General features: G+C 71.8%; 27 protein-coding genes. 12 read left to right on the top strand and 15 right to left on the bottom strand.

Annotation, left to right across the window (positions count from 1 at the left end; genetic code table 11):
* Positions 1-135 precede the first annotated feature (135 nt).
* Positions 136-996, top strand: a complete 861-nt coding sequence (locus ABD785_RS01470) for a dienelactone hydrolase family protein (RefSeq protein ID WP_344821287.1) — start codon at positions 136-138, stop codon at positions 994-996.
* Positions 997-1,077: 81 nt separating this feature from the next.
* Positions 1,078-1,611 (top strand): GrpB family protein, encoded by a 534-nt coding sequence (locus tag ABD785_RS01465; protein WP_344821286.1) that lies wholly within the window; start codon positions 1,078-1,080, stop codon positions 1,609-1,611.
* Positions 1,612-1,657: 46 nt separating this feature from the next.
* Here the strand turns inward: ABD785_RS01465 and ABD785_RS01460 are convergent, their stop codons facing one another.
* The 6 genes from ABD785_RS01460 to ABD785_RS01435 form a co-directional block, all read right to left on the bottom strand.
* Positions 1,658-2,515 (bottom strand): oxidoreductase, encoded by an 858-nt coding sequence (locus tag ABD785_RS01460; protein ID WP_344821285.1) that lies wholly within the window; start codon positions 2,513-2,515, stop codon positions 1,658-1,660.
* Positions 2,516-2,581: 66 nt separating this feature from the next.
* Positions 2,582-3,199 (bottom strand): MBL fold metallo-hydrolase, encoded by a 618-nt coding sequence (locus ABD785_RS01455; RefSeq protein WP_344821779.1) that lies wholly within the window; start codon positions 3,197-3,199, stop codon positions 2,582-2,584.
* Positions 3,199-4,284, bottom strand: coding sequence for an S-(hydroxymethyl)mycothiol dehydrogenase (locus ABD785_RS01450; protein WP_344821284.1), 1,086 nt, complete (start codon positions 4,282-4,284; stop codon positions 3,199-3,201). Before ABD785_RS01450 ends, ABD785_RS01455 begins: the two co-directional genes overlap by 1 nt.
* 27 nt (positions 4,285-4,311) lie before the next feature.
* Positions 4,312-5,265, bottom strand: coding sequence for a heme-dependent oxidative N-demethylase family protein (locus ABD785_RS01445; RefSeq protein ID WP_344821283.1), 954 nt, complete (start codon positions 5,263-5,265; stop codon positions 4,312-4,314).
* Positions 5,262-6,173: a PDR/VanB family oxidoreductase gene (locus tag ABD785_RS01440; RefSeq protein WP_344821282.1), complete on the bottom strand. Its 912-nt coding sequence runs from the start codon at positions 6,171-6,173 to the stop codon at positions 5,262-5,264. Before ABD785_RS01440 ends, ABD785_RS01445 begins: the two co-directional genes overlap by 4 nt.
* The gene (locus ABD785_RS01435) at positions 6,170-6,679 is read right to left on the bottom strand and encodes a dimethylamine monooxygenase subunit DmmA family protein (RefSeq protein ID WP_344821281.1); all 510 of its coding nucleotides are present in this window, start codon (positions 6,677-6,679) and stop codon (positions 6,170-6,172) included. The genes ABD785_RS01440 and ABD785_RS01435 overlap by 4 nt, the downstream gene beginning before the upstream one ends.
* A 167-nt stretch (positions 6,680-6,846) precedes the next feature.
* On the opposite strand from ABD785_RS01435, the gene ABD785_RS01430 reads away from it, so the two are divergent.
* Positions 6,847-8,244 (top strand): MFS transporter, encoded by a 1,398-nt coding sequence (locus ABD785_RS01430; protein WP_344821280.1) that lies wholly within the window; start codon positions 6,847-6,849, stop codon positions 8,242-8,244.
* On the top strand, positions 8,244-10,295 hold the full coding sequence (locus tag ABD785_RS01425) for a molybdopterin oxidoreductase family protein (RefSeq protein ID WP_344821279.1): 2,052 nt from the start codon (positions 8,244-8,246) through the stop codon (positions 10,293-10,295). The genes ABD785_RS01430 and ABD785_RS01425 overlap by 1 nt, the downstream gene beginning before the upstream one ends.
* A 64-nt stretch (positions 10,296-10,359) precedes the next feature.
* Here ABD785_RS01425 and ABD785_RS01420 read toward each other — a convergent pair whose 3' ends face one another.
* Genes ABD785_RS01420 through ABD785_RS01400 form a run of 5 tightly spaced genes read right to left on the bottom strand, consistent with a single transcriptional unit; the run spans position 10,360 to position 16,053 of the window.
* Positions 10,360-11,832 (bottom strand): FAD-dependent oxidoreductase, encoded by a 1,473-nt coding sequence (locus ABD785_RS01420; protein ID WP_344821278.1) that lies wholly within the window; start codon positions 11,830-11,832, stop codon positions 10,360-10,362.
* Entirely contained in the window at positions 11,829-12,179 is a 351-nt protein-coding gene (gene nirD / locus ABD785_RS01415; protein ID WP_344821277.1) for a nitrite reductase small subunit NirD, read from the bottom strand. Before nirD ends, ABD785_RS01420 begins: the two co-directional genes overlap by 4 nt.
* Positions 12,176-14,680 (bottom strand): nitrite reductase large subunit NirB, encoded by a 2,505-nt coding sequence (gene nirB / locus ABD785_RS01410; RefSeq protein ID WP_344821276.1) that lies wholly within the window; start codon positions 14,678-14,680, stop codon positions 12,176-12,178. The genes nirD and nirB overlap by 4 nt, the downstream gene beginning before the upstream one ends.
* Positions 14,681-14,736: 56 nt before the next feature.
* A complete protein-coding gene (locus tag ABD785_RS01405; protein WP_344821275.1) occupies positions 14,737-15,384 on the bottom strand; it encodes a rhomboid-like protein in 648 nt (215 codons plus the stop codon).
* Between the two features lie 30 nt (positions 15,385-15,414).
* Entirely contained in the window at positions 15,415-16,053 is a 639-nt protein-coding gene (locus ABD785_RS01400) for a DedA family protein (RefSeq protein WP_344821274.1), read from the bottom strand.
* Here ABD785_RS01400 and ABD785_RS01395 point away from each other — a divergent pair.
* The 3 genes from ABD785_RS01395 (at position 16,041) to ABD785_RS01385 (ending at position 17,855) form a co-directional block, all read left to right on the top strand.
* Positions 16,041-16,385: a hypothetical protein gene (locus ABD785_RS01395; RefSeq protein WP_344821273.1), complete on the top strand. Its 345-nt coding sequence runs from the start codon at positions 16,041-16,043 to the stop codon at positions 16,383-16,385. The genes ABD785_RS01400 and ABD785_RS01395 overlap by 13 nt on opposite strands.
* A 38-nt stretch (positions 16,386-16,423) precedes the next feature.
* Entirely contained in the window at positions 16,424-17,440 is a 1,017-nt protein-coding gene (locus ABD785_RS01390; RefSeq protein ID WP_344821272.1) for a LacI family DNA-binding transcriptional regulator, read from the top strand.
* 76 nt (positions 17,441-17,516) lie between these two features.
* A complete protein-coding gene (locus ABD785_RS01385; protein WP_344821271.1) occupies positions 17,517-17,855 on the top strand; it encodes a VOC family protein in 339 nt (112 codons plus the stop codon).
* A gap of 16 nt (positions 17,856-17,871) precedes the next feature.
* On the opposite strand, the gene ABD785_RS01380 is transcribed toward ABD785_RS01385, so the two are convergent.
* The 3 genes from ABD785_RS01380 to ABD785_RS01370 form a co-directional block, all read right to left on the bottom strand.
* Entirely contained in the window at positions 17,872-18,315 is a 444-nt protein-coding gene (locus ABD785_RS01380) for a DUF4279 domain-containing protein (RefSeq protein ID WP_344821270.1), read from the bottom strand.
* A 176-nt stretch (positions 18,316-18,491) separates the two neighbouring features.
* Complete coding sequence (locus tag ABD785_RS01375) at positions 18,492-19,817, bottom strand: HD-GYP domain-containing protein (RefSeq protein WP_344821269.1); 1,326 nt, start codon at positions 19,815-19,817, stop codon at positions 18,492-18,494.
* Positions 19,818-19,884: 67 nt separating this feature from the next.
* Positions 19,885-20,847 carry a GlxA family transcriptional regulator gene (locus ABD785_RS01370; RefSeq protein ID WP_344821268.1) on the bottom strand — a complete coding sequence of 321 codons (963 nt, stop codon included), beginning with the start codon at positions 20,845-20,847 and terminating at the stop codon, positions 19,885-19,887.
* 97 nt (positions 20,848-20,944) lie between these two features.
* Here ABD785_RS01370 and ABD785_RS01365 point away from each other — a divergent pair, with 97 nt between their 5' ends.
* From ABD785_RS01365 to ABD785_RS01345, 5 genes are all read left to right on the top strand, one after another.
* Complete coding sequence (locus tag ABD785_RS01365; RefSeq protein WP_344821267.1) at positions 20,945-21,352, top strand: hypothetical protein; 408 nt, start codon at positions 20,945-20,947, stop codon at positions 21,350-21,352.
* Between the two features lie 69 nt (positions 21,353-21,421).
* Positions 21,422-22,951: a dolichyl-phosphate-mannose--protein mannosyltransferase gene (locus ABD785_RS01360; protein WP_344821777.1), complete on the top strand. Its 1,530-nt coding sequence runs from the start codon at positions 21,422-21,424 to the stop codon at positions 22,949-22,951.
* Positions 22,952-22,972: 21 nt separating this feature from the next.
* Positions 22,973-23,593, top strand: a complete 621-nt coding sequence (locus ABD785_RS01355) for an L-threonylcarbamoyladenylate synthase (protein WP_344821266.1) — start codon at positions 22,973-22,975, stop codon at positions 23,591-23,593.
* A gap of 85 nt (positions 23,594-23,678) precedes the next feature.
* Complete coding sequence (locus tag ABD785_RS01350; protein WP_344821265.1) at positions 23,679-24,485, top strand: GNAT family N-acetyltransferase; 807 nt, start codon at positions 23,679-23,681, stop codon at positions 24,483-24,485.
* 36 nt (positions 24,486-24,521) lie between these two features.
* Positions 24,522-25,937, top strand: coding sequence for an AMP-binding protein (locus ABD785_RS01345; protein WP_344821264.1), 1,416 nt, complete (start codon positions 24,522-24,524; stop codon positions 25,935-25,937).
* Between the two features lie 5 nt (positions 25,938-25,942).
* Here the strand turns inward: ABD785_RS01345 and ABD785_RS01340 are convergent, their stop codons facing one another.
* The gene (locus ABD785_RS01340) at positions 25,943-26,890 is read right to left on the bottom strand and encodes a GlxA family transcriptional regulator (RefSeq protein WP_344821263.1); all 948 of its coding nucleotides are present in this window, start codon (positions 26,888-26,890) and stop codon (positions 25,943-25,945) included.
* Positions 26,891-26,897: the final 7 nt, after the last annotated feature.

Here is a 26,897-nt window from a genome sequence, read left to right as displayed (position 1 = left end):
GCAGACGCCGGGGCAGGCCCTGTACTGCAGCGGATGACAAAACGGGATGTCGGATTTGGGGTGTGGTGTCTAGGCGGGGGCGTGGCCTGGGTCACATGCTGCGGGGGTTCGGATGCCGGGAGAACGGACCCCCTCGTGAAGCTCTTCAGAGTTCTTGTGGTGCTCGTGGCGCTGGCCGTCGCGGGTGTGTCTCCCGCCGGTGCGGTGCGGGCGGCGGACGGTCCTTATCGGCGGGGGCCCGATCCGACGACGGCCGGCCTCCAGGCGGAGAAGGGGCCGTTCGCCATCGCACAGGTGACGGTGGGCGCGGGCTCCGGTGCGGGGTTCAACAAGGGGACGGTCTACTACCCGGTCTCCACGAGTGAGGGCAGGTTCGGTGCCGTCGTGGTCATGCCCGGGTTCCTCGGGCCCGAGTTCTCCGTCGGCTGGTACGGGCCGCGGCTGGCGTCCCAGGGCTTCGTGGTCTTCACCCTCGAACCCGTCTCGGTGCTGGACCGTCCCGACTCCCGCGCCGACCAGATGCTGGCCGCCCTCGACTACCTGACCGGCCGGAGCGAGGTCAGGGACCGGGTCGACGCGGACCGGCTCGCGGTCATGGGGCACTCGATGGGCGGCGGCGGGGCCCTGAGCGCCGCGCAGAAGCGTCCGGCGCTCAGGGCGGCGGTGCCGCTGGCGCCCTGGCACCAGACCCAGGGCTGGCCCGGGGTGAAGGTCCCCACGATGATCTTCGGCTCGGACAACGACTTCATCGCGCCCGCCGCGACCTATGCCGGCGCCTTCTACGCGAGCCTCACCTCGGCGCCCGAGAAAGCGTACGTCCTGCTGAAGAACGCGGGCCACGCCCAGTACATCCTGCCGAACACCGCGGTCGCCCAGTACGGCATCGCCTGGCTGAAGCGGTTCGTGGACGACGACACCCGCTACACGCCCTTCCTCTGCCCCGCGCCCGCGCCCAGCAGCACGATCGCGAAGTTCGAGGAGACCTGCCCCCTGTGACGGCCGGGCGGGGACACGACGTGGTGTCCTACCCGCACCAGAACGGACGGGACGAGGGGGCCCTTGGTCGAGGATGGCGTGATGACCGAGGTGGAAGTGGTCGAATATGACCCGAGATGGCCGGAGCTCGCGGCGCTGGCCATCGCCGGACTGAGGGCGGCCCTGCCCGGGGTCTTCGTGGAGGCCGAGCACATCGGCTCGACGGCCGTTCCCGGGCTGGCGGCCAAGCCGGTGATCGACCTGATGGCCGCGGTCGGGGACTTCGCGGAGGTCGAGGCGGGGGAGGGCCGGCTCGCCGACCTCGGCTACGAGCGGCACGTGAACACGATGACCGACCGGCTGCTGTACTTCGGGATGGCGGGCGGGCGCCGCACGAGCATCCTGCACGTGGTGTCGCTGGAGAGCTGGCCGACCAGGAACCAGCGGATCTTGCGCGACCATCTCCGCGGGCACCCGCGTGACCTCGAGCGCTATGCCGAGCTGAAGCGGAGGATCGCCTCGAGCGGTGTCCCCCTCGACGACTACACCCGGGCGAAGACCGAGCTCATCCAGGAGATCACGGACCGCGCCCGCGCCGCCCGGGGGCTGCCCTCGGTTCCGGTGTGGGAGATGTGACGACCCGGATCAGACCGAACCTTACTACGTAAAGGGCGAGGCCGGATCAGCCGAGGTCGGCGAGGTCCCGGGAGGTCAGGCGCAGGGCGCCGGCCGCGATGTTCTCCTCCAGGTGGGCGAGGGAGCCGGTGCCGGGGATGAGCAGGATGTTCGGTGATCTGGCGAGGAGCCAGGCCAGCGCCACCTGGGGCGCGGTCGCCCCGTGCCGGGCGGCGACGGTGTCCAGGTGCTCGGTGGTGATCGGCTGGAAGCCGCCGACGGGGAAGAACGGCACGTAGGCGATGCCCGCCGCCGCGCAGGCGTCGACGAGCGGATCGTCGTCGCGCAGCGCCAGGTTGTAGGCGTTCTGGACGCAGACGATCGGCGCGATCCGGCGCGCCTGCGCGACTTCGGCCGCGGTCGCGTTCGAGATGCCCAGATGACGGATCATGCCCTCCTCGCGCAGCGCGAGCAGGGTCTCCAGCGGCTCCGCCAGGGGCGTCGCCGAACCGTCGACGGAGCCGAGCCGCAGGTTGACCACGTCCAGCCGGTCCACCCCGAGCGAGCGCAGGTTCGCCTCGACACCGCGCCGCAGCTCGCCGGGCCTGAACCCGGTCTGCTCCGCCGGGGGCCGGGTGATGTCGGAGCCCTCGACCAGCGCCCCCACCTTGGTCACGATCACCAGATCGGCGGGGTAGGGCGACAGGGCCTCCCTGATGAGCTCGTTGGCCGCGACCCCGTCGCGCGCGTAGTAGTGCGAGGTGTCGATGTGGTTCACCCCGAGCTCGACGGCCCGCCGAAGGATCGCCAGCGCGGTCTCCCGGTCCGGACGCCCGCCTCCCGGCCAGCCGGACAGCTTCATCGCCCCGTAGCCGACCCGCGCGACGCCCGGATCCCCGCCCAGCGACCATCGTTCCATCGTCATGATCACACCCTAGACGGCCGCGGGCGGGGGAGCGGGGCGCAGCCGAGGACGCCCCGGTGAGGCGGATCAGTGACCTCGGTCAAGCCATTCGGGAAGGTGCGGGGACTCCGCGCCGACCGTGGTCGTGGAGCCGTGGCCGGTCCGGACGACGGTGTCGGCCGGGAGCGTGAGCAGGCGGCTCTCGATCGAGGTGATGATGGTCGGGAAGTCGGAGAACGACCGCCCGGTCGCGCCCGGGCCGCCCTGGAAGAGGGTGTCGCCGGAGAAGACGGTCCCCAGCTCCGGGGCGTGGAGGCAGACCGCGCCCGGGGCGTGGCCGGGGGTGTGCAGGACCAGCAGCTCGACCCCGGCGACCGTCAGGACGTCGCCGTCGGCGAGGGTGCCGTCCGGCTTGGTGCCGGGGTGGGTCATCTCCCACAGCGGCAGGTCGGCCGGGTGCAGCAGGATCGGCGCCCCGGTGAGGGCGGCCAGGGCGGGAGCCGCGTCGATGTGGTCGTCGTGCCCGTGCGTCGACACGATCGCCTTGAGATTGCGGTCGCCGACGATCTCGGCGATCGCCTCGGCGTCGTGGGCGGCGTCGATGACGATCACCTCGGTGGCGTCGCCGACGATCCAGACGTTGTTGTCGACGTCCCAGGTGCCGCCGTCGAGGGAGAAGGTGCCGGAGGTGACGAGGTTGGTGATCACAGGACGACCACCGAACGCAGGACGTCGCCGGCGTGCATCCGCTCGAAGGCCTTCTCCACGTCCTCGAGGGCGATCGTCTCGGTGACGAACGCGCCGAGGTCGAGACGGCCCTGCAGGTGCAGGTCGATGAGCATGGGGAAGTCGCGGGAGGGCAGGCAGTCGCCGTACCAGGACGACTTCAGCGACCCGCCCCGGCCGAACACGTCCAGCAGCGGCAGCTCGATCTTCATGTCGGGGGTCGGCACGCCCACCAGCACGACGGTCCCGGCCAGGTCGCGGGCGTAGAAGGCCTGCTCGTAGGTCTCGGGACGGCCGACGGCCTCGATCACGACGTCCGCGCCGTTCCCGCCGGTCAGCTCGCGGATCTTCTCCACCGGGTCGTCGATGGTGGAGTTGATCGCGTGGGTCGCGCCGAGTTCCAGGGCCTTCTCCAGCTTCGCCCCGGAGATGTCCACCGCGATGATCTTCGCGGCTCCGGCCAGCCTGGATCCCATGATCGCGGCATCGCCGACCCCGCCGCAGCCGATGACCGCGACCGAGTCGCCGCGGCCGACGCCGCCGGTGTTGATCGCCGCGCCGATCCCCGCCATCACGCCGCAGCCGAGCAGCCCGGCCACCTCGGCGGAGGCCGCCGGGTCGACCTTGGTGCACTGGCCCGCCGCGACCAGGGTCTTCTCCGCGAACGCCCCGATCCCCAGGGCGGGCGACAGCTCGGTGCCGTCCTCCAGCGTCATCTTCTGCTTCGCGTTGTGGGTGTTGAAGCAGTACTGGGGCCGGCCGCGCAGGCAGGCCCGGCAGTTCCCGCAGACCGCCCGCCAGTTCAGGATCACGAAGTCGCCGGGCGCGATGTCGGTGACGCCCTCACCGATGCGGTCGACGACGCCGGCGGCCTCGTGGCCGAGCAGGAACGGGAAGTCGTCGTTGATGCCGCCCTCCCGGTAGTGCAGGTCGGTGTGGCAGACCCCGCACGCCTGGATCCGGACGACGGCCTCGCCGGGGCCGGGATCCGGAACGACGATCGTCCGGACCTCGACGGGGGCGCCGCGTCCCGGAGCGACGATGCCCCGTACGTGCTGTGCCATGCTGTTCCGCCTTTCGTTGGGGTGGGTTCAAGCCGTGGCGAGCCAGGTGGCCGCCGCCGCTCGGTAGCGTTGGAGTCCCTTGTACTCCACCATGTCCTCCGGTAGTTCCCGCAACACCCTTCCGAACCGTTGCCGCCATTCCGGCACCGCGGCGATCTCGCTCAGCGGGGCCAGATGGGTGCGGATCAGGAAGAGGATCGCGTTCGAGGCCGGGAGCCTGATGAGGTGCTGGACCTCGACGCGCAGGTGCAGCAGTTCGGCCAGGGTCCCCTCGACCGTGGCGCGACGCCGGTCGCGCCCCCAGGAGGGGTAGGCCTCGGCCGAGACGTCCAGCCGCCGGCCGACCGTCATCGACCAGTTCGTCCGCCGGAACTCCGCGCCGGGTTCGAGCCGCAGGAGGAAGTCCTGCGCGCGGGAGACGACCCCCTCCTCGTGGACGCGCGGCACGGGCCCGTGGATCTCCGCGAACGGCATGCCGATGACGAAGGCGAGCGACCAGTCGGCGGCGAACGTCACCACGCCCGCGTCGGCCCAGAGCGTGTCCTCGCGCTGGTCGAGCAGGACGAGATCCTCCTGGGCCTGGAGCGCGGCGAAGGTCAGCGGATCGCAGGGCAGGGCCGAGTCGTCGCCGAAGCGGAACGAGGCCCGGACGCCGCGCCGCCGGTTCTCCCAGTGCAGGACCGGGCCGTCGTGACGCAGCCGGAAGTCGCCCGGGTGCGCCGCGGCCAGCTCGGTGAGCACGTAGCGGAGGGCGTCCCAGGCGGCGGGCCGCATGTGCGGCAGCACGACGGCCCTGCTCGGGTCGCTCGCCAGGATCTCCTCGCGCAGCGTCAGATCGGCGGCGTAGTGAGGGTCGACGTCGATGACGTCGGCGCCCCAGCCGCCGGTCGCGGTCCTCGTGAACGTCCGGGCGGGCTCGATGTTGGTGCTGTAGCGGTAGGAGTCACGGGTGAAGGGGAAGGGAAAGCGCTCGAGGGTCACAGGTCCAGCTCCAGCCCGTCGGCGTCGGCGCGCGACACGCACGGCATGATCGCGGTGCTGCGCTCCTCGGCGGTCAGATAGAGGTCGCGGTGGAGCGCCCGCCCGGCCAGCAGGCCGGTCCTGCACTCGCCGCACACGCCCTGGCGGCACATGCTCGGCAGGGTGATCCCGGCGCGCTCCAGCGCCTCGAGCAGCGAGACCCCCGAGGGCACGGGCACCCGGCGTCCCGACCGCAGCCGTACATCGAACGGGACGCCCGGCCCGGCCTCCTCGGCGGCGAACCGCTCGACATGGACCCGTTCCGGCGGCCATCCGGCCTCGGCCGCCTGCTCGAGCACGAAGCCGATCAGCGAGCCGGGACCGCACACGTAGACGTGGGTTCCGAGGGGCTGGCACCGCAGGGCCGCCGTCAGGGCGGCGGCGAAGTCCTCCCGGCCGCCCGGGTATTCCAGAAGCCGGTCACCGCAGAGCTCCCGCAGCTCCGGCAGGTGCGCGGCGTGCCCGGGCCGGTAGCCGTACAGCAGAAGGAACGGACGGTCCCACCGGACCGCGGCCCGAGCGTGGGAGAGCATCGGGGTGACGCCGATGCCGCCCGCGACGAGCAGATGCCGCCGGGCGCCGGCCACCGGGGCGAACCGGCTGCGCGGCGCCGACACCTCGACCGGGTCGCCCGGTTCCAGCCGGTGCATCCAGGCCGATCCGGCGTCCTTGCGCAGCACCGAGATCTCGTAGTGATCGGCGGGGCCGCCGTCGCCGGTCAGGGAGTAGGCGTTCCGCCGGTCTCCGGCCACGACCACGACATGGCCGCCCGGCGGATGGGCGGGGAGCGGGCCGCCGCCGGGACGGCCCAGCCGGAGGGTGCGCACCCCGGCGCAGGCCTCGGCGACGTCGAGGACCACGAGCCTCACGGCGTCTCCACATGGGCCCGGGTGCCGAGATAGGCGGCGAGGCGGCGCGAGTGGTGGGCGTGGACGACCAGGTCCGCTCCGCAGCCCGTGCAGGGCAGGACCCCGCCGATCTCCACGGCGGCCCTGCCGGTCGTCCGGCAGTGCGCGCAGTACACGCGCAGGGCGCCGGTCGCGGTGGCGTGCGCGCGGACCTCGCACGGCAGCGCCCCCGCCTCGGCCGCCCGGGCCCGCAGCACCTGGACCTCGTCCTCGGGCCCCGCCAGCATCAGCCGCCAGCCGACGACGGCCCGGCCGAGTTCGCGCCCGAACCGGGCCAGGAGCGCCTCGTCCAGGACTTCGGCGTGGACGTGCCGGAGCGGCAGGCCGGGGGCGATCTCCGCTGCCCACGCCGCCGCCACCGGCAGCGCGGCCTCGCCGAGGGAGACGATCGCGAAGGAACGCCCGGCGGCGTCCACCCCGGGGGGCTCGGGCCCCCAGCGGGGCACGCTCGTCCGGTCGATCGCCATCCGGACCCCCTCTCGGCGACGGAATTCGGTCTCGCGGGCGGAGCCAACAACTCATTGTTACCGCTGTGCGTTCCCTGTTTCACCGCCGACATCGTTGCGGGCGCGTGCCGTAACGCAGCGTACATACCGTCCTGAGAGTCGGATCGGTTGAGACGCGGAGGATCGGGATGACCACAGTCTTCGAGGCGCGGGCGGACCAGGCCGCGCCGGAGTCGGGCAAGGGCCGGTGGATCGAGCGGTGGGAGCCGGACGACGCCGCGTTCTGGGCGGCGACCGGGAAGCGGATCGCGGTCCGCAACCTCATGTTCTCCGTGCTCACCGAGCACCTGGGCTTCTGCGTGTGGCTGCTGTGGAGCATCGCCGTGCTGAACCTGCCCAAGGGCATGTTCACCACGAGCCAGGTGCTGTGGCTGACCACGACGCCCAACCTGGTCGGCGCGCTGATCAGGATCCCCTACACCTTCGCTCCCGCCCGGTTCGGCGGGCGCAACTGGACGGTGGTCTCGGGGCTGCTGCTGCTGATCCCCACCGGACTGTTCGTCTACGCGGTCGAGAACCTGGACTCGCTGCCGTTCGGGGTCCTGCTGCTGATCGCCGCCACGACCGGGCTCGGCGGCGGGAACTTCGCCTCCTCGATGGCGAACATCACCCACTTCTATCCCGCCTCCAAGCAGGGGCTCCCGCTCGGGCTCAACGCGGCCGGAGGGAACCTCGGGACGAGCGTCACCCAGCTGTGCATGCCGCCGCTGATCGTCGCCTTCGGGCTGGTCGCGGTCGGCTGGGTGTGGATGCCGCTGGTGCTGCTGGCCGCCGCCGGCTCCTACTTCTTCATGAACAACCTGCGCACCGCCACGACCGCCTACACCGTCGGTGAGATGGTCTCGATCTGCGGGCGCGCCCAGACCTGGATCATGTCCGTGCTGTACATCGGGACGTTCGGGTCGTTCATCGGCTACGCCTTCTCCTTCGGGGTGCTGATCAAGGCCCAGTTCCCGGACGTCAAGGGCGCGAACTTCATCTGGCTCGGCGCGTTCGTGGGGTCCTTCGCCCGTCCCGTCGGCGGCTGGCTGGCCGACCGGTTCGGCGGCGCCCGCGTCACCATGATCGTGTTCTTCGCGATGACGGCGGGCATCGGCGCGGTCGCCTACGCCGTGGAGGCCGGGAACTGGGCGCTGTTCCTCGGGGCGTTCCTGTTCGTCTTCGCCGCGACCGGCCTGGGCAACGGCTCGACCTACCGCATGATCCCGGCGATCTTCCGGATCCAGGCGCTGTCGCGGGCCGACGCCACCGACGAGGCTGCCGTGGCCAGGGCGTCCGCGGCGGGCAGGCGGCACGCCGCGGCGGCGATCGGCATCTGCTCGGCCGTGGGCGCGCTCGGCGGCGTCCTCATCCAGCAGGCCTTCCGGATCTCCATCGAGACGACCAAGGGGATCGCCCCCGCGCTGATCGGCCTCGCCGTCTTCTACGCGCTCTGCATGATCACCACCTGGGCGCTCTACCTGCGCAAGCGCGGCATCACCGCCGCCGAGACCGGCCGGTCGAGCCTCGCGGAGGCGGGCGTCTGATGACCGCCACCCACTGCCCCTACTGCGCGCTCCAGTGCGGGATGAGTGTTTCGCCCGAACTGAGGATCGAGCCGAGGGAGGACGTCCCGGCCAACCGGGGCGGCCTCTGCCAGAAGGGGTGGTCGGCGGCGGATCTGCTGACCGTCCCCGGACGGCTGACCTCGCCGCTGATGCGGGCGTCCAGGGACTCCCCGCTGGAGCCCTGCTCCTGGGACGAGGCCCTGGACGCCGTCGCCGCGCGGATCCGCTCGCTCCAGGCCGGCCACGGGCCGGACGCGATCGGCGTGTTCGGCGGCGGCGGCCTCACCAACGAGAAGGCCTACCAGCTCGGCAAGTTCGCCCGGATCGCGCTGCGGACCTCGCAGATCGACTACAACGGCCGGTTCTGCATGTCGTCGGCCGCGGGCGCGCTGAACCGGGCGTTCGGCCTCGACCGCGGGCTGCCGGGGCCGATCACCGACGTGGCCCGCGCCGACGTCATCCTCATGGTCGGCGGGAACGTCGCCGAGACCATGCCGCCGTTCATGCGGCACGTCACCGAGCAGAAGGAGGCCGGGGGAGCGCTGATCGTCGCCGATCCGCGCCGCACCCCGACCGCCCGCCAGGCCGACCTGCACCTCCAGCTCACCCCCGGCACCGACCTGGCCCTCGCCAACGGCCTGCTGCACCTGGCGATGACCGAGGGACTGCTGGACGAGGAGTACATCGCCGCCCGCACCACCGGTTTCGACGCCCTGCGCACCTCGCTCAACGGCTACTGGCCCGAACGCGTGGAGCGGATCACCGGCGTCCCCGTCGCGCAGATGCGCGAGTGCGTCCGGATGCTCTCGGCGGGGGAACGTTCCCTGATCCTCACCGCCCGTGGCGCGGAGCAGCAGGCCCAGGGCGTCGACACCGTCACCGCGTTCATCAACCTCGCCCTCGGCCTGGGCCTGCCCGGCACCGAGGGCTCGGGGTACGGCTGCATCACCGGGCAGGGCAACGGGCAGGGCGGCCGCGAGCACGGCCAGAAGGCCGACCAGCTGCCCGGTTACCGGAAGATCGACGACCCGGCGGCCCGCGCGCACGTCGCCGGGGTCTGGGGCGTCGACCCCGAGACGCTCCCCGGCGCCGGACGCTCCGCCTACGAGCTGCTCGCGGCCCTCGGCACCGAGGAGGGTCCCAAGGGGCTGCTGCTGTTCGGCTCCAACCCGGTCGTCTCGGCGCCGCGCGCCCGTCATGTCACCGAGCGCCTGGATGCCCTGGACCTGCTGGTCGTCGCGGACTTCGTGCTGTCGGAGACGGCCGAACGCGCCGACATCGTCCTGCCGACCGCCCAGTGGGCGGAGGAGTCGGGGACGATGACGAACCTGGAGGGCCGGGTCCTGCTCCGCAACCAGGCCGTCGAGCCGCCCGAGGGCGTCCGCACCGATCTGGAGATCATCGAGGGCCTGGCCGCCCGGCTGGAGGCCCCCGGCGTGTGGAGCACCGTGCCGCCCGAGGTCTTCGACGAGCTGCGCCGGGCCTCCGGCGGCGGTATCGCCGACTACGCCGGGATCACGTATGAGCGGATCGAGAAGGAGGGCGGCGTCTTCTGGCCGTGCCCCGACGAGGAGCACCCGGGGACGCCCCGGCCCTTCCTCGACCGGTTCGCCACCCCCGACGGCCGCGCCAGGTTCGTCCCCGTCGAGCACCGCGGCCCCGCCGAGCGGCCCGACGCGGACTACCCGCTCTACCTGACGACCGGACGGCTGCTCGCCCACTACCAGAGCGGCGCCCAGACCAGGCGGGTCGCCTCCCTGGTCGCCGCCGCCCCGGAGCCGTTCCTGGAGCTCCACCCCGACCTCGCCGAGCGTTCCGGCATCGAGGACGGCGCTCTCGTCGAGGTCAGCACCCGGCGCGGCACGAACGTGGTGAAGGCGCGCCTCACCGACGCGATCCGCCCCGACACCGTGTTCCTGCCCTTCCACTGGAAGGGCACCAACGATCTCACCAACCCGGCCCTCGACCCGATCTCGCGCATGCCGGAGTTCAAGGTCTGCGCGGTCCGGATCACGGCGAAGGCCGGCTGAGCGGAGACACGAAAGCCGTCCGGGACGTCATCGTCCTGGACGGCTTCATTCTTTCCGCGGGGCGTCACACGGTGACGGAGTCCTGTTCGTCGAGCCAGGAGACGATGCCCTCGACCGCGTCGCGGCAGCTTCCGCAGCCCGTCGCGGCGCGGGTCTGGCGGGAGACCTCGTCGGTGGTGCGGGCGCCGCGCTGCCAGCACGCCCGGATCTGGCCCTTGGTGACGTTGTTGCAGTGGCAGATCGTCGCCGCGTCGGGGATCCGGACCGGCGAGGCCGCCTCGGGCGAGGCGCCGATGCCGTGGAACAGCAGGCTGAGACGGTCGGCGGGCAGCGGGGACTCGTGATCGTAGAGCTGGGTGAGGGTGCCGGCGGTGCCGGTCTCGCCCAGCAGGATCGCCCCGATCAGCCGCCCGTCCCGGATGACGGCCTTCTTGTAGGTGCCGCGGGCCGAGTCGGCGAACTGGACGACCTCGACGTCCTCGTCGTCGTCCTCCCAGTGGGTCTCGCCCATCGAGGCCAGCTCGATCCCGGTCGCCTTCAACCGGGTGATCTGGCGGGAGCCGGTGAAGCGGGCGTCCGGCTCGGTGCCGGCGAGCAGCCCCGCGAGGACGCCCGCCTGCTCCCACGCGGGCGCGACCAGGCCGTAGATCTCGTCGCGGTGCTCGGAGCACTCGCCGATCGCCCGGACGCGGGGATCGGTGACCGAGCGCAGCTCGTCGTCGACGATGACGCCCCGGCCGACGGACAGTCCCGCGTCCCTGGCCAGGCCCGTCTCGGGACGGACCCCGCACGAGAGGATCACCAGATCGGCCTCGACCCGCTCGGACCCGCCGCCGGGAAGGGCCAGCTCGACCCCGGAGACCCGGCCGCCGGGCCCGGTGGTGAGGCCCGCGACGTTCGCCTGGAGCCGGGTGCGGATGTTGAGCCGGTCGAGCGTGCGGACCAGCACCTTGCTCGCCGACGGGTCGAGCTGCCGTTCCATCAGGTGCCCGGCCAGATGCAGCACGGTCACGTCGAGACCGCGTCCGACCAGGCCCCGGGCGGCCTCGATGCCGAGCAGGCCCCCGCCGACCACGACGGCACGGCGCGCGTCGTCGGCCGCCGCGGCGATCTCCCGGCAGTCGTCGAGGGTCCGGAAGACGAGCGCGCCCTCGGGCAGCCGCCGGGCCGCGGTGAGGTCGCTGCCCTCGACGGGGATCGGCGGGACGAACGCCGTGCTGCCGGTCGCGAGGACCAGCGTGTCGTAGGGGGTGGCCGACCCGTCGGAGGCGTGGACCAGCCCGGCCTCACGGTCGATCCGGACGACCTCGACGCCGAAGTGCGCCTCGACGTCGTGGGCGGCGTACCAGGACGGGTCGACGAGCCCGATGTGGTCGGGCCGGGTGACGCCCGCGAGGACGTTCGACAGCAGCACCCTGTTGTAGGCCTGCTGGCGTTCCGCGCCGAAGACCGTGATCGGGATCTTCGGGTCGCGGGTGCGCAGCTCGGTGACGAACCGCGATCCCGCCATGCCGTTCCCCACGACGACCACGCTCACGTCGACACCTCCACCCGGCCGTCGGCCAGCCGGACGGGATAGGCGCGGACCGAACGCTCGGGGTCGTCCAGGGACAGGCCCGTCTCCAGCGCGAAGACGTTCTTGTACATCGGGGAGGCCACGGTGGCGACGCCGCCCCGGCAGCCGAGGATGCCGCGCGACAGCACGTAGGCGTCGCTGAAGGGGTCCAGGTTGGACAGGGCGTACAGGTCGCCCTCCAGGGTCCGGAAGATCGCGATCTGCTCGCCGCCGACGAGGGCGCAGACACCGCGCTCGGGGACGAGGTCGTCGTAGGCGCACACGTCGGTCCACAGGTCCGTCGAGGTCGTCAGGGTCAACGCGGTCATTTGGTCACCACTTCCAGGCGGGGGCCGGTCACGAGCACGGGCTTGATCTGGTCGCGTTCGATCTCGAAGGCGATGGAGGAGTCGGGGACGTCGGGGGCGTTGACGAAGGTGACGAAGCGGCGCAGGCGCTCGGTGTCCTCGAGGGTGTCGCGCCATTCGTCGGAGTAGACCTCGACGTGGTGGTCCATGGCGGCGTCGAGCTCGGCGCAGATGCCCAGCCTGTCCTCGACGATCACCTCGCGGAGGTACTCCAGGCCGCCCTCCAGGGACTCGAGCCACACCGAGGTGCGCTGGAGGCGGTCGGCCGTGCGGATGTAGAACATCAGGAACCGGTCGATCGTCCGGATCAGCTCGTCGTCGGACAGGTCCGTGGCGAAGAGGTCGGCGTGCCGCGGCCGCATCCCGCCGTTGCCGGCGAGGTAGAGGTTCCAGCCCTTCTCCGTGGCGATGATCCCGAAGTCCTTGGACTGCGCCTCGGCGCACTCGCGGGCGCATCCGGACACCGCGGACTTCAGTTTGTGGGGCGCCCGGAGCCCGCGGTAGCGCAGCTCCAGGCGGATCGCCATGCCGACCGAGTCCTGGACGCCGTAGCGGCACCAGGTCTCGCCGACGCACGACTTCACGGTCCGCAGCGCCTTGCCGTAGGCGTGGCCGGACTCGAATCCGGCGTCGACGAGGATCTTCCAGATCTGGGGGAGCTGCTCGACCCTGGCCCCGAAGAGGTCGATCCGCTGACCGCCGGTGATCTTGGTGTAGAGGCCGAAATCCTTGGCGACCTGGCCGATCACGATGAGCTTGTCGGGGGTGATCTCCCCGCCGGGGATGCGGGGGACGACCGAGTAGGTGCCGTTCTTCTGCAGGTTGGCCAGGAAGTGGTCGTTGGTGTCCTGGAGGGCCGCCTGCTCGCCGTCGAGGATGTGGCCGCTGCTGAGCGAGGCCAGGATGGAGGCGACGGTCGGCTTGCAGATGTCACAGCCGCGGCCGGTGCCGTGCTCGGCGATCAGCTGGCTGAAGGTCGGGATCTGCCGGACCCTCACGATGTCGAACAGCTCCGCGCGAGAGTAGGCGAAGTGCTCGCAGATCGCCTTGGACACCTCGATCCCGGCGGCGGTGAGCTCGGCGTCGAGGATCTTCTTGACCAGGGGGACGCACGAGCCGCAGGAGGATCCGGCCCTGGTGCAGGCCTTGATCGCGGGGACGTCGCGCAGCTCGTGGTCGCTGATCGCGCAGCGGATGCCCTCGGCCGTCACATTGTTGCAGGAGCAGATGACGGTCGTGCCGGGCAGGTCGCCGCCCGCGGCCTCGGTCCCCCCGAACAGCATCTGCTCGGGGGCGCCGGGGAGCTTGCCGCCGACGAAGGCCCGCAGGGTGGAGTAGGACTCGGCGTCGCCGACCAGGACGCCGCCGAGCAGGGTCTGGGCGTCGTCGGAGACCAGGAGCTTCTTGTACACCCCGCCGATGGGGTCGGTGTAGGTGACGCCGAGCGCGTCGGCGAACGGGTCGCCGAAGCTGGCGACGTCCACGCCCATCAGCTTGAGCTTGGTCGACAGGTCGGCGCCCTCGAAGGAGGCGGTGCTGTCGGGATTGACGAGCCGGTCCGCGACGACCTCGGCCATGGAGAAACACGGCCCGACCAGCCCGTAGACCATGCCGCCGATCAGCGCGCACTCACCCACGGCGAAGATCGCCGGGTCGGAGGTCAGGCAGGCCGAGTCGACGACGATGCCGCCGCGCTCCCCGACCTCGAGCCCCGCCAGGCGGGCCAGCTCGTCCCGCGGCCTGATCCCGGCGGAGAACACCACGACCTCGGCGTCGATCTCCCGGCCGTCCGACAGCACGACGTGCCGGACCGCCCCGTCCTCACCCGCCGACAGCCGCGCCATCGGCGTGCCCGCGTGGACGTCCATGCCCAGGGTCTCGATGTGGCGGCGGAGCATCGCGCCCCCGCCCTCGTCGAGCTGGCGCGGCATCAGCCACGGCGCCACCTCGACCACGCTCGAGTCCAGTCCCAGTCCCTGGATCGCGCGGGCGGCCTCGAGGCCCAGCAGACCGCCGCCGACCACGACACCGGAGCCCCTGGTCGAGGAGTACTCCCGGATCGCCTCAAGGTCGTCGATGGTCCGGTACACGAAGACTCCGGGGAGGTCCTTGCCCTCCACCGGCGGAACGAAGGGGGCCGAACCCGTCGCCAGGACGAGGGCGTCGTAGGGGACGTCCCGCCCGGCGTCGGTGATCACTCTGCGTCCGGCCCGGTCGATCGAGACGACCTTCTCGCCCGGCAGGACCGTGACCTCGGGGCCGTGCGCCGGATAGGCCAGCTCGGCACCCTCGAGGTGGGTCGTCAGAGCCACCCGGTCGTAGGCGGTCCGCGTCTCCTCCCCGATCACAGTGATCTTCCAGGACCCGGGGGCGTCCCGCTCGCGAAGAGCCTCCACCAGCCGGTGTCCGGCGGGCCCATGACCGACCACGACCAGCTCGAAATCCGTTGTGTTAACTCCCATGGTCCGATGAAAGTGGGCGAAAGTTACCCATCGAGGTCCCGACCGTCACCCGAGCGTTAACTGAGACTCACAGCGTTAACAGCGTCACGGTTGGCTCCCCGCAACGTGGCGGGCGTCCGGCGCACCAGCAGCCCGCCCGCGACCGCCCCGGTGATCATGGCACTGAGGTGCCCGATGGCGGCGACGTCCCAGTCGCCGAGGCCGCCGAACAGGAACGGCGCCAGCATCAGCCAGCTGCCCAGGGCGATCGCGCGGTGCCACCACGAGTGCCCGTAGAACACCACGGCGATCTGTGCCGAGACCACGACGTAGGACGGCCCGACGTCGTGCATGTAGCGGACGGCGTCCGGCGCCGCCCCCACGGCCAGCCGCAGCGCGGTGATCCCCTGGCTGATCAGGGTCCCCGTGACATGTGCGGCCAGCACCAGGCCGATCGACCGCATGTTCCCGAACCGGTGGACCAGCGGCCCGAGCCCCACGAGGATCATCACGGACCACAGGGCCATCGTCTCCTGCGCCACGAACGCCGAAACGATCATGCTCGTGACCGGCCGGACCGTCAGGTTCGCCACGTTCGTGCTGGCCCAGCCGAGAAACCCCCGCTGCTGTTCGGGCCCGAGCCCGTACCCCCACACCAGGGAGACGGCGGCGACCACGCCCGCGTAGCAGAACGGCACCGGATACCGCCGTACGATTCCCACCACCCGAGGCACCCTACCCAGCCTCCCGTAAATTCACGGGAAGTTCCGGTGACGGGCGCGGCCCAGGAGGAACTTCGCGATCCAGAGCACGGCCAGCGCCAGGACCGCCCAGGTCGCGTAGCCGACGTAGGTCCCGGCCTCTTCCCAGCGCGAGCCGAGCAGATAGCCGAGGGCCACGAAGGCGGTGTTCCACACGGCGCTCCCGAGCGTCGTGTACAGGATGAACCGGGTCAGCGGCATCCGCTCGATCCCGGCCGGGATCGACACGAAGCTCCGGACGACCGGGACGAGCCGCCCGAACAGCACGGTCGCGCCGCCGTGCTTCCGGAACCAGCCGGTGGCCCTGTCGAGATCGGCGGGGTCGACGAACGGGATCCGGTCGGCGAGCCGGTAGGCGCGCTCATGCCCGAGCCAGGCGCCCAGCCCGTACAGCAGCAGCGCCCCCGCCACCGACCCGGCCGTCGCCGCGACGGCCACCGCGACCACGTTGACCCGTCCCTCGCTGGCCGCGAACCCCGACAGCGGCAGGATCAGCTCGCTCGGCAGCGGCGGGAACAGGTTCTCCAGCAGGATCAGCAGGCCCACGCCCACCGCCCCCAGCGTCTCGATCACCCCCGCCGCCCAGCCCGCCACTCCGGTCAGGTCGTTCTCCTGCTGCTGTGCGACGATCATCCGCCCCGGGAACCCCTCACGTCCTCGTCCGTCCATCCTCCGGTCCGGGCACAACGGACTCCGCCCCGCCCCGGTTCCCGCCGGACCAGCCGCCGAGCACGCCCAGCAGCGCCCGCACCCCCGCGACCTCGTATCTTCTGTCGGTCCTCACCCCGGGCGTCGACCGGTTCGGCTACTTCCGCGCCCTCGGCCTGATCCAGGCGGGCGAGATCCCCTTCGCCGCTCTCCTGCCCGAACAGGGCCGCTTCGACGTCCACTTCCTCGGCCCCGCGGCCTGGCAGCGGGCCCGCGCCGCCGCGCCGCGCAGCGCGGAGGGAACGCGACGGCCATAGGCTCTGTCCGTCGGATCGTGGTGAAGGGACGGGCGCGGATGGCCGCAACGCTCAAGGACGTCGCGGCGCTCGCGGGCGTCTCGGTGAAGACCGTGTCCAACGTGGTCAACGGGTACGCGTTCGTGAAGCCGGAGAACCGGCGCAGGGTCGAAGCGGCGCTGGAGGCGACCGGCTACCGGCCGAACCTGAGCGCCCGCAACCTGCGGCGCGGCAAGACGGGGTTCATCGCGCTGGTCCTGCCCGAGCTGAGCATCCCCTACTTCGGGGAGCTCGCCGGGCTGGTCATCACCGCGGCCCGCCGCTACGACTGGAACGTGCTGATCGAGCAGACCCAGGGCACCCGCGACCGCGAGCGGACCGCCCTGACCGCCCTGGGCCCGCACATGATCGACGGCGCGATCCTCAGCCCGCAGGCCCTCGCGGCCGAGGACTTCACCGGCTTCGACCGCGGCATCCCGCTGGTCATGGTGGGGGAGCACGCGGTGAACGTGCCGATCGACCATGTGGCGATCGACAACGTCCTGGCCGCGCGCACCGCCGTCCGGCATCTGACGTCCCTGGGCTGCCGCCGCATCGCCGCGATCGGCACCAACCCCGGCCGCGGCACCGCCGCCCTCCGCCTGGAGGGCTACCGGACGGCCCTGCGCGAGGCGGGGATGACCGAGTCGCCCGAGCTGATCGTCCCCGCGCTCGAGTACCACCGCCAGGACGGCGCCCTCGCGATGCGCCACCTCCTCGACCTGCCCGAACCCCCCGACGCGGTCTTCTGCTTCAACGACCTGCTGGCCATCGGCGCCCTGCGGGCGGCCGCCGAACGCGGCCTGCGCGTCCCGGAGGACGTGGCGATCGCCGGTTTCGACGACGCGGAGGAGAGCGCCTACAGCATCCCCTCCCTCACCACCATCGCCCCCGACAAGCTCGCCATCGCCCGGACCGCCGTCGACCTCATCCACCGCCGCGTCTCGGAGGACGACCCCTTCCCCGTCCAGGACGTCCAGATCCCCTTCGCCCTGGAGATCCGCGAAAGCACCGCCGGCCGCCTCGGTCTGGCCTAGTTTCTCTTCCGACAGCGCTTCGGCGGTGGACATGGACGCGAAGGAGCGAAGGATGCCAGGCGCTGTACTGCGGGGGGTGACTCTGGACTGTGCCGACCCGCGGACGCTGGCGAGCTTCTACGGTGCGCTGACCGGGATGCGCGAGCTCTTCGGCACGGACGAGTTCGTCGCTCTGACGAGCGGCTCCGGCTGTGACCTGGGGTTCCAGCGGGTCGACGGATACCGGGCGCCGCAATGGCCGGGTCAGGACGTGCCGCAGCAGTTCCACCTGGATTTCCACGCCGACGACCTCGACGCGATGGAAGAGCTGGCCCTGGAACTCGGCGCGGTCAAACCGGACCATCAGCCTGGCGACGGACGCTGGAGGGTCCTCCTGGATCCCGCCGGCCACCCCTTCTGCCTGACCTCCTCCTGACCTCGCGCGCAGACCCTCAGTACCCCTCGGAGAGGTCGTACTCGTTGACGTCCAGGGCGGCGCCCGTGGTGTGGAGGAAGGCCATGACGGTGTTGTCGAGATGGAAGCCGAGGGGGTGGAAGCCCGGTGGGTGGGGGGCGCTGTCGTTGTCGTTGAGGTAGCGGACGAGCTGGAGGACCGCGCCGCCGGAGGACTGGGTGCGGAAGCTCGCGGCCAGGTGGGCGATGCGGGCGGTGTGCGGCTGGAGGCGGGTGATGATCCGGATGACCTGCTCGTCCGGGCGGAGGTTCGGCTCCCGGCAGACCATCCGCCAGCTGTGGAACGCGGGGGAGGGGAGATGGGGGTGCTCGCTGCCGAGGATGTCGGACTCGTCCGGCGCGAGGCTCAGCCGTGAGGTGATCTCCGCGGCGGAGACCTGGTCACTGAAGAGCGCGAAATACGCGTACTGGGTTACCCGCATGGGCGTCAGAGCACTCCACCCCGGGCTTCGAGGCCGTGCTTCCCGGACAGCGCACAGGCGTACATGCGTCGATCGTATGGCGCGGATCGGACGGAACAGGCGAGGCGCGCTGAATCCGCGTCCAATTTGGGCATCGGAACACCCGTCCGTCGCGGAACGGGCCGTCCAGGGAGCCGTCAGCCGGCCGGATTGATGATCGGGATCGGGGCGGTCGGGTCGTCGTGGTCGTGCTTGGCGGTCTCGGCGCCCGCGGGCGGCTCGCCGGGCTCGGGCGGGATCTCCCAGCCCCTGCGATCGAGGGCGCGCAGGAAGGCCTCGACCATGGCCGGGTCGAACTCGGTGCCCGAGCAGCGCCTGAGCTCGGCCACCGCCACCTCGACGGGCCGTGCCTTGCGGTAGGAGCGGGTGGAGGTCATGGCGTCGAAGGTGTCGGCGACCCCGATGATCCGGGCGAACTCCGGGATCTCGTCGCCGGCCAGGCCCAGCGGATATCCCCGGCCGTTGAGCTTCTCGTGGTGGTGCATGATCCCGCCGAGCGCCTCGTCGAGGAACTCGATGTCCTGGACGATCGCGAGCCCGTGCCGCGGATGCAGCTGGATGGCGGCGAACTCCTCGTCGGTGAGACCGCCGTCCTTCTGCAGGACCTTGGTCGGGACGCCCAGCTTGCCGACGTCGTGGAGCATCCCGGCGAAACGGATCGCCTCGAGCCGCGCGGCGCTGAACTTCAGCTCCTCGGCGATCATCACCGAGCCGCGGGAGACGCGCTCACTGTGGCCGCGCGTGTAGAAGTCCTTGGTCTCGACGGCCTGGCACATGGTCGCCAGGACCGCCTCGTGGGCGGCCTTCTGCGCGGCGACCTGGCTGAACGCCCAGGACGCGGCGGCCAGCGGCGCGAGCACGAGCACCGCCGCGGCGGGCCCGATCGCCGGCCAGCTCCCGGCGATCAGCAGCCCGAACGAGCCGAAGCCCAGGCAGCCGACGGCCAGCGGCACATAGTCACGGATCATCTGCCGGGGCGTGGACTTCCGGGCCAGCAGCAGGATCCCGCAGGTGAGGCCGATGTTCATGACCACGTACACCACGAGGGTCACCGCGAAGGGGAGGAGGATCTCCTCCAGCGGAGGCTTCCCCGCCGGGGCGATCCTGGTGAAGACGTGCCCGGCCGTGAACCCGCACAGCGAGAACTGCGCCCCGTTGAACAGCCGTTTGACGATCGGGTTGATGTCCTGCGGCGTGGCGACCGCGCAGGCCCCGACCACGGCGGCTCCGGTCGGCCCGAGCAGGACGATCGTCGCCAGGATCGCCGCGTACGACATCGTCACCCGCGCCCCGGTGACGGCCAGCTGTGCGGGGATGCCGTCGCAGATGAGGAACAGCGCGGCGAGGATCAGCACGGTGGACGATCCGGGCAGCGGCCCCCGGACGATCCCGGCCAGCACCACGGCGGCCGCCGCGATGACGGCGACGACGTAGGCCCTGGCGACGACGGGTAGCTCGCGCATGCCCCGACGCTACTGACCGCCGCGCCCCAGGGACGCGAGGTAGGCGTTTGCGGCATGTTTCCCGCGACTACGACCGGGACTGGGTGAGCCGGTACCGCGACGGCGTGATGCCGTAGCGGCCGGTGAAGGCCACCCGGAGGGTCTCCGCGGTGCCGAGCCCGCAGCGGGCCGCGACGGCCGCCATGGGCAGCGAGGTCGAGACGAGCAGATGGGCGGCGGCCTCGGTGCGCGCGAGCCGGACGTACCGGCCCGGAGGATGGCCGAGTTCCCTGAGGAACAGGCGGGTCAGATGCCGTTCGCTCACTCCCGCGAGCTCGGCGAGCGCGGCGGTCGCAAGGTCGCCGTCCGGATGGGCGGTGATGTGGTCGACCACCCTTCTGACCAGGCCGTCCGAGGGCGGCGGTGGGGCGGTGAACATGCTCATCTGCGCCTGGTCGCCCGGCCGCTGGAGATAGGTCACCTGTGCTCTGGCGACGGTCCTGGCCAGGTCGGGGCCGTTGTCCTCCTCGATGAGGGCGAGGGTCAGGTCGAGGGCGCTGGTGACCCCGGCCGAGGTGTAGACGTTCCCGTCGTTGATGTGGATCGGCTTCGGGTCGACCCGGACGCCCGGATACAGGGCGGCGAGATGCCCGGCCCACTGCCAGTGGGTGGTGGCCCGGCGGCCGTCCAGGAGGCCCGCCGCGGCCAGGATCCCCGCCCCCGTGCACACCGACGCCACCCGCCTGCTCACCCTGGCCAGCCGCCGGACGTGCGCGACGACCAGCGGGTCGGCCGCGGCGTCCCAGCTGCCGATGCCGCCCGAGACCAGGAGGGTGTCGATCGGTCCTGTGACCCGTTCGAGGCTCTCGCCGGGGTGGAGGGACACGGTGGGACCGCAGTCGATGGGACGCCCGCCGGGCGTCACCAGCCGGACGCGGTAGTAGGACTCGGGGCCGTGCAGGTTCGCCTGCTCGAGGGTCGAGACCACGCAGGCGATGTCGAGCAGCTCCGCGGCGGCGTACCCGACGACGACGAAATGCCGTTCGCTCATGCCCTCACTCTAGGCAGGAACGACCGGTGTCCCAGGATTCCGGACAGACCCGGACGTCTTCCTTGAGGGCGCCCGCGGCGGCTCCGATAGTCGGAGCATGACCCACACAGCGCAGGAGACCAGGGGCGGATGGCCCCGCTTCGCCCTCCACTACCTCGAGATGGTCGTCGCGATGTTCGCCGGCATGGTCGTGCTGGGCTTCCTGGAGTCCGCCGCCGGGCTCGGGATCTCCCACGCCGAGCATCCCGACCTCGGCTACCTGATCATGGCGACGAACATGTCCGCGGGCATGGCCGCCTGGATGCTCTTCCGCGGGCACGGCCGGCGCTCGACGCTGGAGATGTGCGTCGCGATGTACGTCCCGGCCGTGCCGCTGTTCCCGCTGCTGTGGCTGGGCGCGATCGGCGGCATGACGCTGATGGTGCTCGCGCACGTCGCGATGTTCCCCCTGATGCTCGGCGCGATGCTGCTGCGCCGCTCGGAGTACCTGCACTGCGCGGCGTGAACCGTGTTCCACCGGTGACCGGAACGGGCGAGAAGTCCCGGTCCGATCCGTACGATGTCGCGCGTGGTGATGATCGGTTCCGGCCAGGAGGCCGGGCGTTCACAGGGGCCTCCACGCGCGGCCGCGCGGATCCCCTGGGGCTGGCTCGGCCCGGTCCTGGTGACGGTCTTCGCGGGCTTCCTGCGGTTCGACCGGCTGGGAAGCCCGCACGCGATCGTCTTCGACGAGACCTACTACGCCAAGGACGCCTACGGGCTCCTGCGCTTCGGGTTCGAGCACGCCACCCGCAACTACCCGAAGGGGATCGCCGACAGGCTCTTCCTCGCCGGGCGTCCCGGCGGCATGTGGGCCGACGGAGGCTCGTTCGTCGCCCACCCGCCCTTCGGCAAATGGATGATCGCGCTGGGCGAGGCCGTCTTCGGGGTGACCCCGTTCGGCTGGCGGTGCACGGCGGCCCTGTGCGGCACCCTGTCGGTGCTGATCCTGTGCCGGCTGGCCCGCCGGATGACCGGCAGCACCCTGCTGGGCTGCGCCGCAGGGTTCCTGATGGCCCTCGACGGCCTGCATCTGGTGCTCAGCCGCACCGCCCTGCTCGACATCTTCCTCATGTTCTGGGTCCTGGCCGGATTCGCGTGCCTGGTAGCAGATCGCGACCAGGGCCGGGCGGCGCTCGCGGGGACCACTGAGGCGTCCGGTCCCGGGCCATGGCTGTTCCATCCTTGGCGGATCGCGGCCGGGGCCTGCCTCGGGCTCGCGGCGGGCGTCAAATGGTCGGCCGTGCCCTACCTCGCGGCCTTCGTCGTCATGGTGTTCGCGTGGGACCTGGGCGCCCGCCGTGCCCTGGGGTTCCGGTCGCCCCTGGTGGGGGCGGCGCTCAGGGACGGCACGGTGAGCTTCCTGAGCTTGGGCGCGCTGCCGGTGGCCGTCTACACGGCGACCTGGTCGGGGTGGCTGTTCACCGGCGGAGGCTGGGGGAGGCGCGAGCCGGCGGCGAACCCGCTGCTCAGGCCGTTCGAGGGGCTGCCCGGGCTGTGGGAGCACCATGTGCAGATCTGGCGGTTCCACAACCGGCTGACCGTCGGCCACGACTACCAGTCGTGGCCGTGGGACTGGCCGGTCCTGCGGCGTCCCGTCGCCTTCTTCTACACCAGGGACGCGACCGGCTGCGGCGCGGCCCGGTGCTCCCGCGAGATCCTGGGCATCGGCACCCCGGCGATCTGGTGGGCGTCCATGGCCGCGCTGCTGGTCATGGTGTTCCTCTACCTCACCACGCGCGACTGGCGGGCCGGGGCGATCCTCTGCGCCTACGCGGCGGGCTGGCTGCCGTGGTTCCCCCCGGCGTTCGCCGACCGCACCATGTTCCTGTTCTACGCGCTGCCCCTGGTGCCCTTCATGTGCCTCGCCCTCGTCATGACCCTCGGCACGATCATCGGCCCGGCCCGCGGTGCGCCCCGTCCCAGGGCCATCGGGGCCGCCGTCGCGGGCGCCTTCGTCCTGCTGGTCCTGCTCGACTTCTGGTACCTCCACCCGATCCTGACCGGCGGAACCCTGCCCTACGACTCCTGGCACGCCCGCATGTGGATGCGCTCCTGGATCTGAGCGCGGGCCTAAGCTGCGTTCATGGCCAAGTACTACGACGTGCATCCCGAGAACCCCCAGCCGCGGATCGTGGGCCAGGTGGTCGAGCTGCTGCGGTCCGGCGGGCTGATCGCCTATCCCACGGACTCCTGCTACGCGCTGGGCTCGCGGCTGGACAACGTGCAGGGGATCGAGCGGATCAGGGAGATCCGCCGGCTCGACGACGGCCATCACTTCACCCTGGTCTGCAAGGATTTCGCCCAGCTCGGCCAGTTCGTCCAGATCAGCAACTCGGTTTTCCGCGCGATCAAGGCCGCGACGCCGGGCAGCTACACCTTCATCCTCCCCGCGACCAAGGAGGTGCCGCGCCGGCTGATGCACCCCAAGAAGAAGACGGTCGGCGTCCGCATCCCCGACCACGTGGTCGCCCACGCCCTGCTCGCCGAGCTGGGGGAGCCGCTGCTGTCGAGCACCCTGATCCTGCCCGGCGACTCCGACCCCATGACCCAGGGCTGGGAGATCAAGGACCGGCTCGATCATGTGATCGACGCGGTCATCGACTCCGGGGAGTGCGGCGACGTCCCCACCACGGTCGTCGACCTGTCCCAGGGCGAGCCCGAGATCCTCCGCGTCGGAGCCGGAGACCCCGCGCCGTTCGAGTGAGGCCCGCGCAATACCGAGCCCGCTCAATACCGAGCCCGCTCAAAATCGGTGGCCTCCGCCGCGCGCCGTCTGGTTGGGTGTCGGCGTGAAAAATTCCGATCGTGCGGAGCTGCTGGAGCGGCTCGAGGACTACTACGACGCGGTGCCCCGCTCCGCCGCGCGGGCCGAGGACTTCGGGGCGCTGACGCTCTTCGTCCGCGAGCGGGCGGGGATGCCGTACTACGCGCGTCCGGCCAGGAAGGGCGAGGGCGAGGCGGGCGCCGCCGATGTGCTGCGGGTGCGGGAACGCCAGCGGGAGCTCGGGGTGCCGGAGGCCTTCGAGTGGATCGCGGAGACCACGCCGTGGCTGCGGGCGGCCGTCGAGGCGGCGGGCCTGGAGGTCCACGAGCATCCCCTGATGGTCCTCGACGGCGCCGGACCGGCCGCCGACGATCCGCGGGTGCGGATCGTCGACCCGGATGACCCGGTGCTGCCGTCGGCGACGGCCCTGCTCCATCTCGCCTTCGGCGATCCGGGGACGGCGATCGGGGCGGCGGGGGCCGGGGAACTGGCCGCGAAGATCGCTGAGCTCGGGGACGGCCCCGCCGAGGAGACCGGGCGCCGGATGCGGGCCGGGGTGACGGTCCTCGCCGCCGCGACGGAGAACGGTGTCGCCCTCTGCTCGGGCCAGCACCAGCCGGTCGGGACGGTCAGCGAGATCGTCGGGGTGGGCACGCTGCCGTCCCGGCGGCGCGAGGGCATGGCCTACGCCGTCACCGCGGTGCTCGTCGCCGACGCCAGAGCGCGCGGGGTGGAGACGATCTTCCTGTCGGCCGGGGACGCGGACGTCGCCCGGATGTACGGACGGCTCGGGTTCCGGACGATCGGCACGGCACTGATCGCCGAATCCTGAATCAAATTCATATTCGCCTCCCCTTATGCTCGGGAAGTGAGCACTTTGGGGCGGGAACTCGTCGTCAGCGCAGAGGAACACGGCGACAGGGCGGCACTGGTCTTCGAGGACCGGACCATCGGCTACCGGGAGTTCCTGGACCTCGCCCTGCGGGTGGCCGGAGACCTGAGGGAACGCGGCCTCGAGGCCGGTGACCGGGTCGCGGTCATGCTGCCGAACGTGCCGGCCTTCGCGATCGTCTTCTACGGGGTGCAGCTCGCCGGGGGCATCGCGGTGCCGGTCAACCCGCTCTGCAAGGAGCGTGAGGTGGCCCACTACGTGGGCGACTCCGGGGCCCGGTTCCTCGTCGTCGGCGAGCACCAGGCCGGTGCGGAGACCCGGTTCGGCGCCGTGGTGCTGGGCGTCGACGCCTACGCCACCCAGCTCACCGGCGGGCAACCGGCGGAGCCCGCCGAACGCGCCGCCGACGACATCGCCGTGATCATCTACACGGCCGGGATGACGGGTGTGTCCAGGGGGGCCCAGCTCAGCAACGCCAACGTCGGGTCGAACGCCCGGGTCGTCGCCGACGAGCTGCTGGACCTCGGCCCGGACGACGTGATCCTCGGCTGCCTGCCGTTCTTCCACGCCTTCGGGCTGACCTGCACGCTCGGATCGGCCGTCTCCCGGGGCGCGACGCTCGTCCTGGTACCGCGGTTCACCCCGGGCAAGGCCCTGGAGCTCATGCGGCGCCACGGGGTCTCGGTGCTCCTCGCGGTGCCGACGATGCTCGCCGGTCTCCTCGCGTCCGGGCACGAGGGCCTCCCCGCGCTGCGCACCTGCGTGTCCGGCGGCTCCTCGCTGCCCGTCGCCCTGCTGGAGCGGTTCGAGGCGGAGTTCGGGACGCCGGTGTACGAGGGGTACGGGCTGTCGGAGACCTCGCCCGTCGCCTCGTTCAACCATCCGAAGCTCGGCCGGAAGGCCGGGTCGATCGGCACCCCGATGACCGGCGTCGAGATGGACCTCGTCGACGGGGAGATCGTCATCAGGGGCGAGAACCTGATGAAGGGCTACTGGAAGGCCGACGACGCGACCGCGCGCGTGGTCAGGGACGGCTGGCTGTTCACCGGCGACCTCGCCGAGCGCGACGAGGACGGCTACTACTTCATCACCGGGCGCAGCAAGGACCTCGTCATCCGGGGCGGCCTCAACGTCTACCCCGGCGAGATCGAGACCGTCCTGCTCGAGCACCCCGCCGTGGCCGAGGCGGCCGTCCACCCGGTCCCCGACGAGGCGCTCGGCGAGGAGGTCGCGGCCGCGGTCGTCCTGCGCGACGGCATGACCGCCACCCCCGACGAGCTGCGCACCTTCGTCCGCTCCCAGGTCGCCCCCTACAAGTACCCGCGCACCGTCCGCCTCGTCCCCGCCCTCCCCAAGGACCCCGAGGGCAGGATCATCCGCTCCGCCCTCTGACGCCCTCAGGAGGTGGGGCGGAAGGAGCTGCGGTAGCTCGCCGGGGTGGTGTCGAGGGCGTTGTGGAAGCGGCGGCGGAGGTTGACGGCCGAGGAGAGGCCCACGCGCTTGGCGATCGTCTCGATCGGCAGGTCGGTCTCCTCGAGCAGGGCCCGGGTGCTGGCGATGCGGCGGTCGAGGAGCCAGCGGCCGGGGGAGATGCCGAGCTGGTCGACGAAGTGGCGGCTGAGGGTGCGGGGCGACATGCCCGTGCGGGCGGCCATGTCCTCGATCGTCAGCGGCCGATCGAGGTTGGCGGTGATCCAGTCGAGCAGAGGGGCGAGGGAGTCGGGGACGGGACCCGCGGTCGGGAGCTCGGGGTACTGGCGCTGGCAGCCCTCGCGGTGCGGGGGAGCGGAGAACTGGCGGCCGATGCGCATGGCCAGCGCCGCGCCGTGCTCGCGGCGGACCTGGCCGAGGCACAGGTCGATCGTGGTGCCCGAGGCGCCCGCCGTCGCCACGTCGCGGTGGTCGACGTACAGGACGCTCTTGTCGGCGCGGATCCGGGGGAAGCGCCGGGCGAAGTCGGCGGTCAGGTCCCAGTGGATCGCGGCGGTCCGGCCGTCCAGCAGGCCCGCGGCGGCCGGCAGGTAGACGCCCGAGCAGATCGCGACGATCCGCGTGCCGCGCCCGTGCGCCGCCCGGACGGCCTCGACGACCTCGACGGAGACGTCGGGGCCGCCGCACCAGCCCGCGATCAGCAGGGTGTCGGCCTCCTCCATCGCCTCCAGCCCCCGCTCGACGAGCAGGTCGGCGCCGACGGTCGTCGCCACCGGCCCCGGACGCTCGGCGCAGACCTGGAAGTCGTAGTGCTGGGGGATGTCCGGACCGTGGTACCCGAAGACCGCTGAGGCGCAGGTCACGGTGTAGAGCTCCTGGAGCGGGCTGACGAAGGTCACCACGCGATGCTTCATGGCACGA

This window comes from Actinocorallia longicatena (genome assembly GCF_039534125.1).
GTDB lineage: Bacteria > Actinomycetota > Actinomycetes > Streptosporangiales > Streptosporangiaceae > Actinocorallia > Actinocorallia longicatena.
Note: the sequence above shows the minus strand (reverse complement) of the source record. Positions and strands in the feature narration are given on the sequence as shown.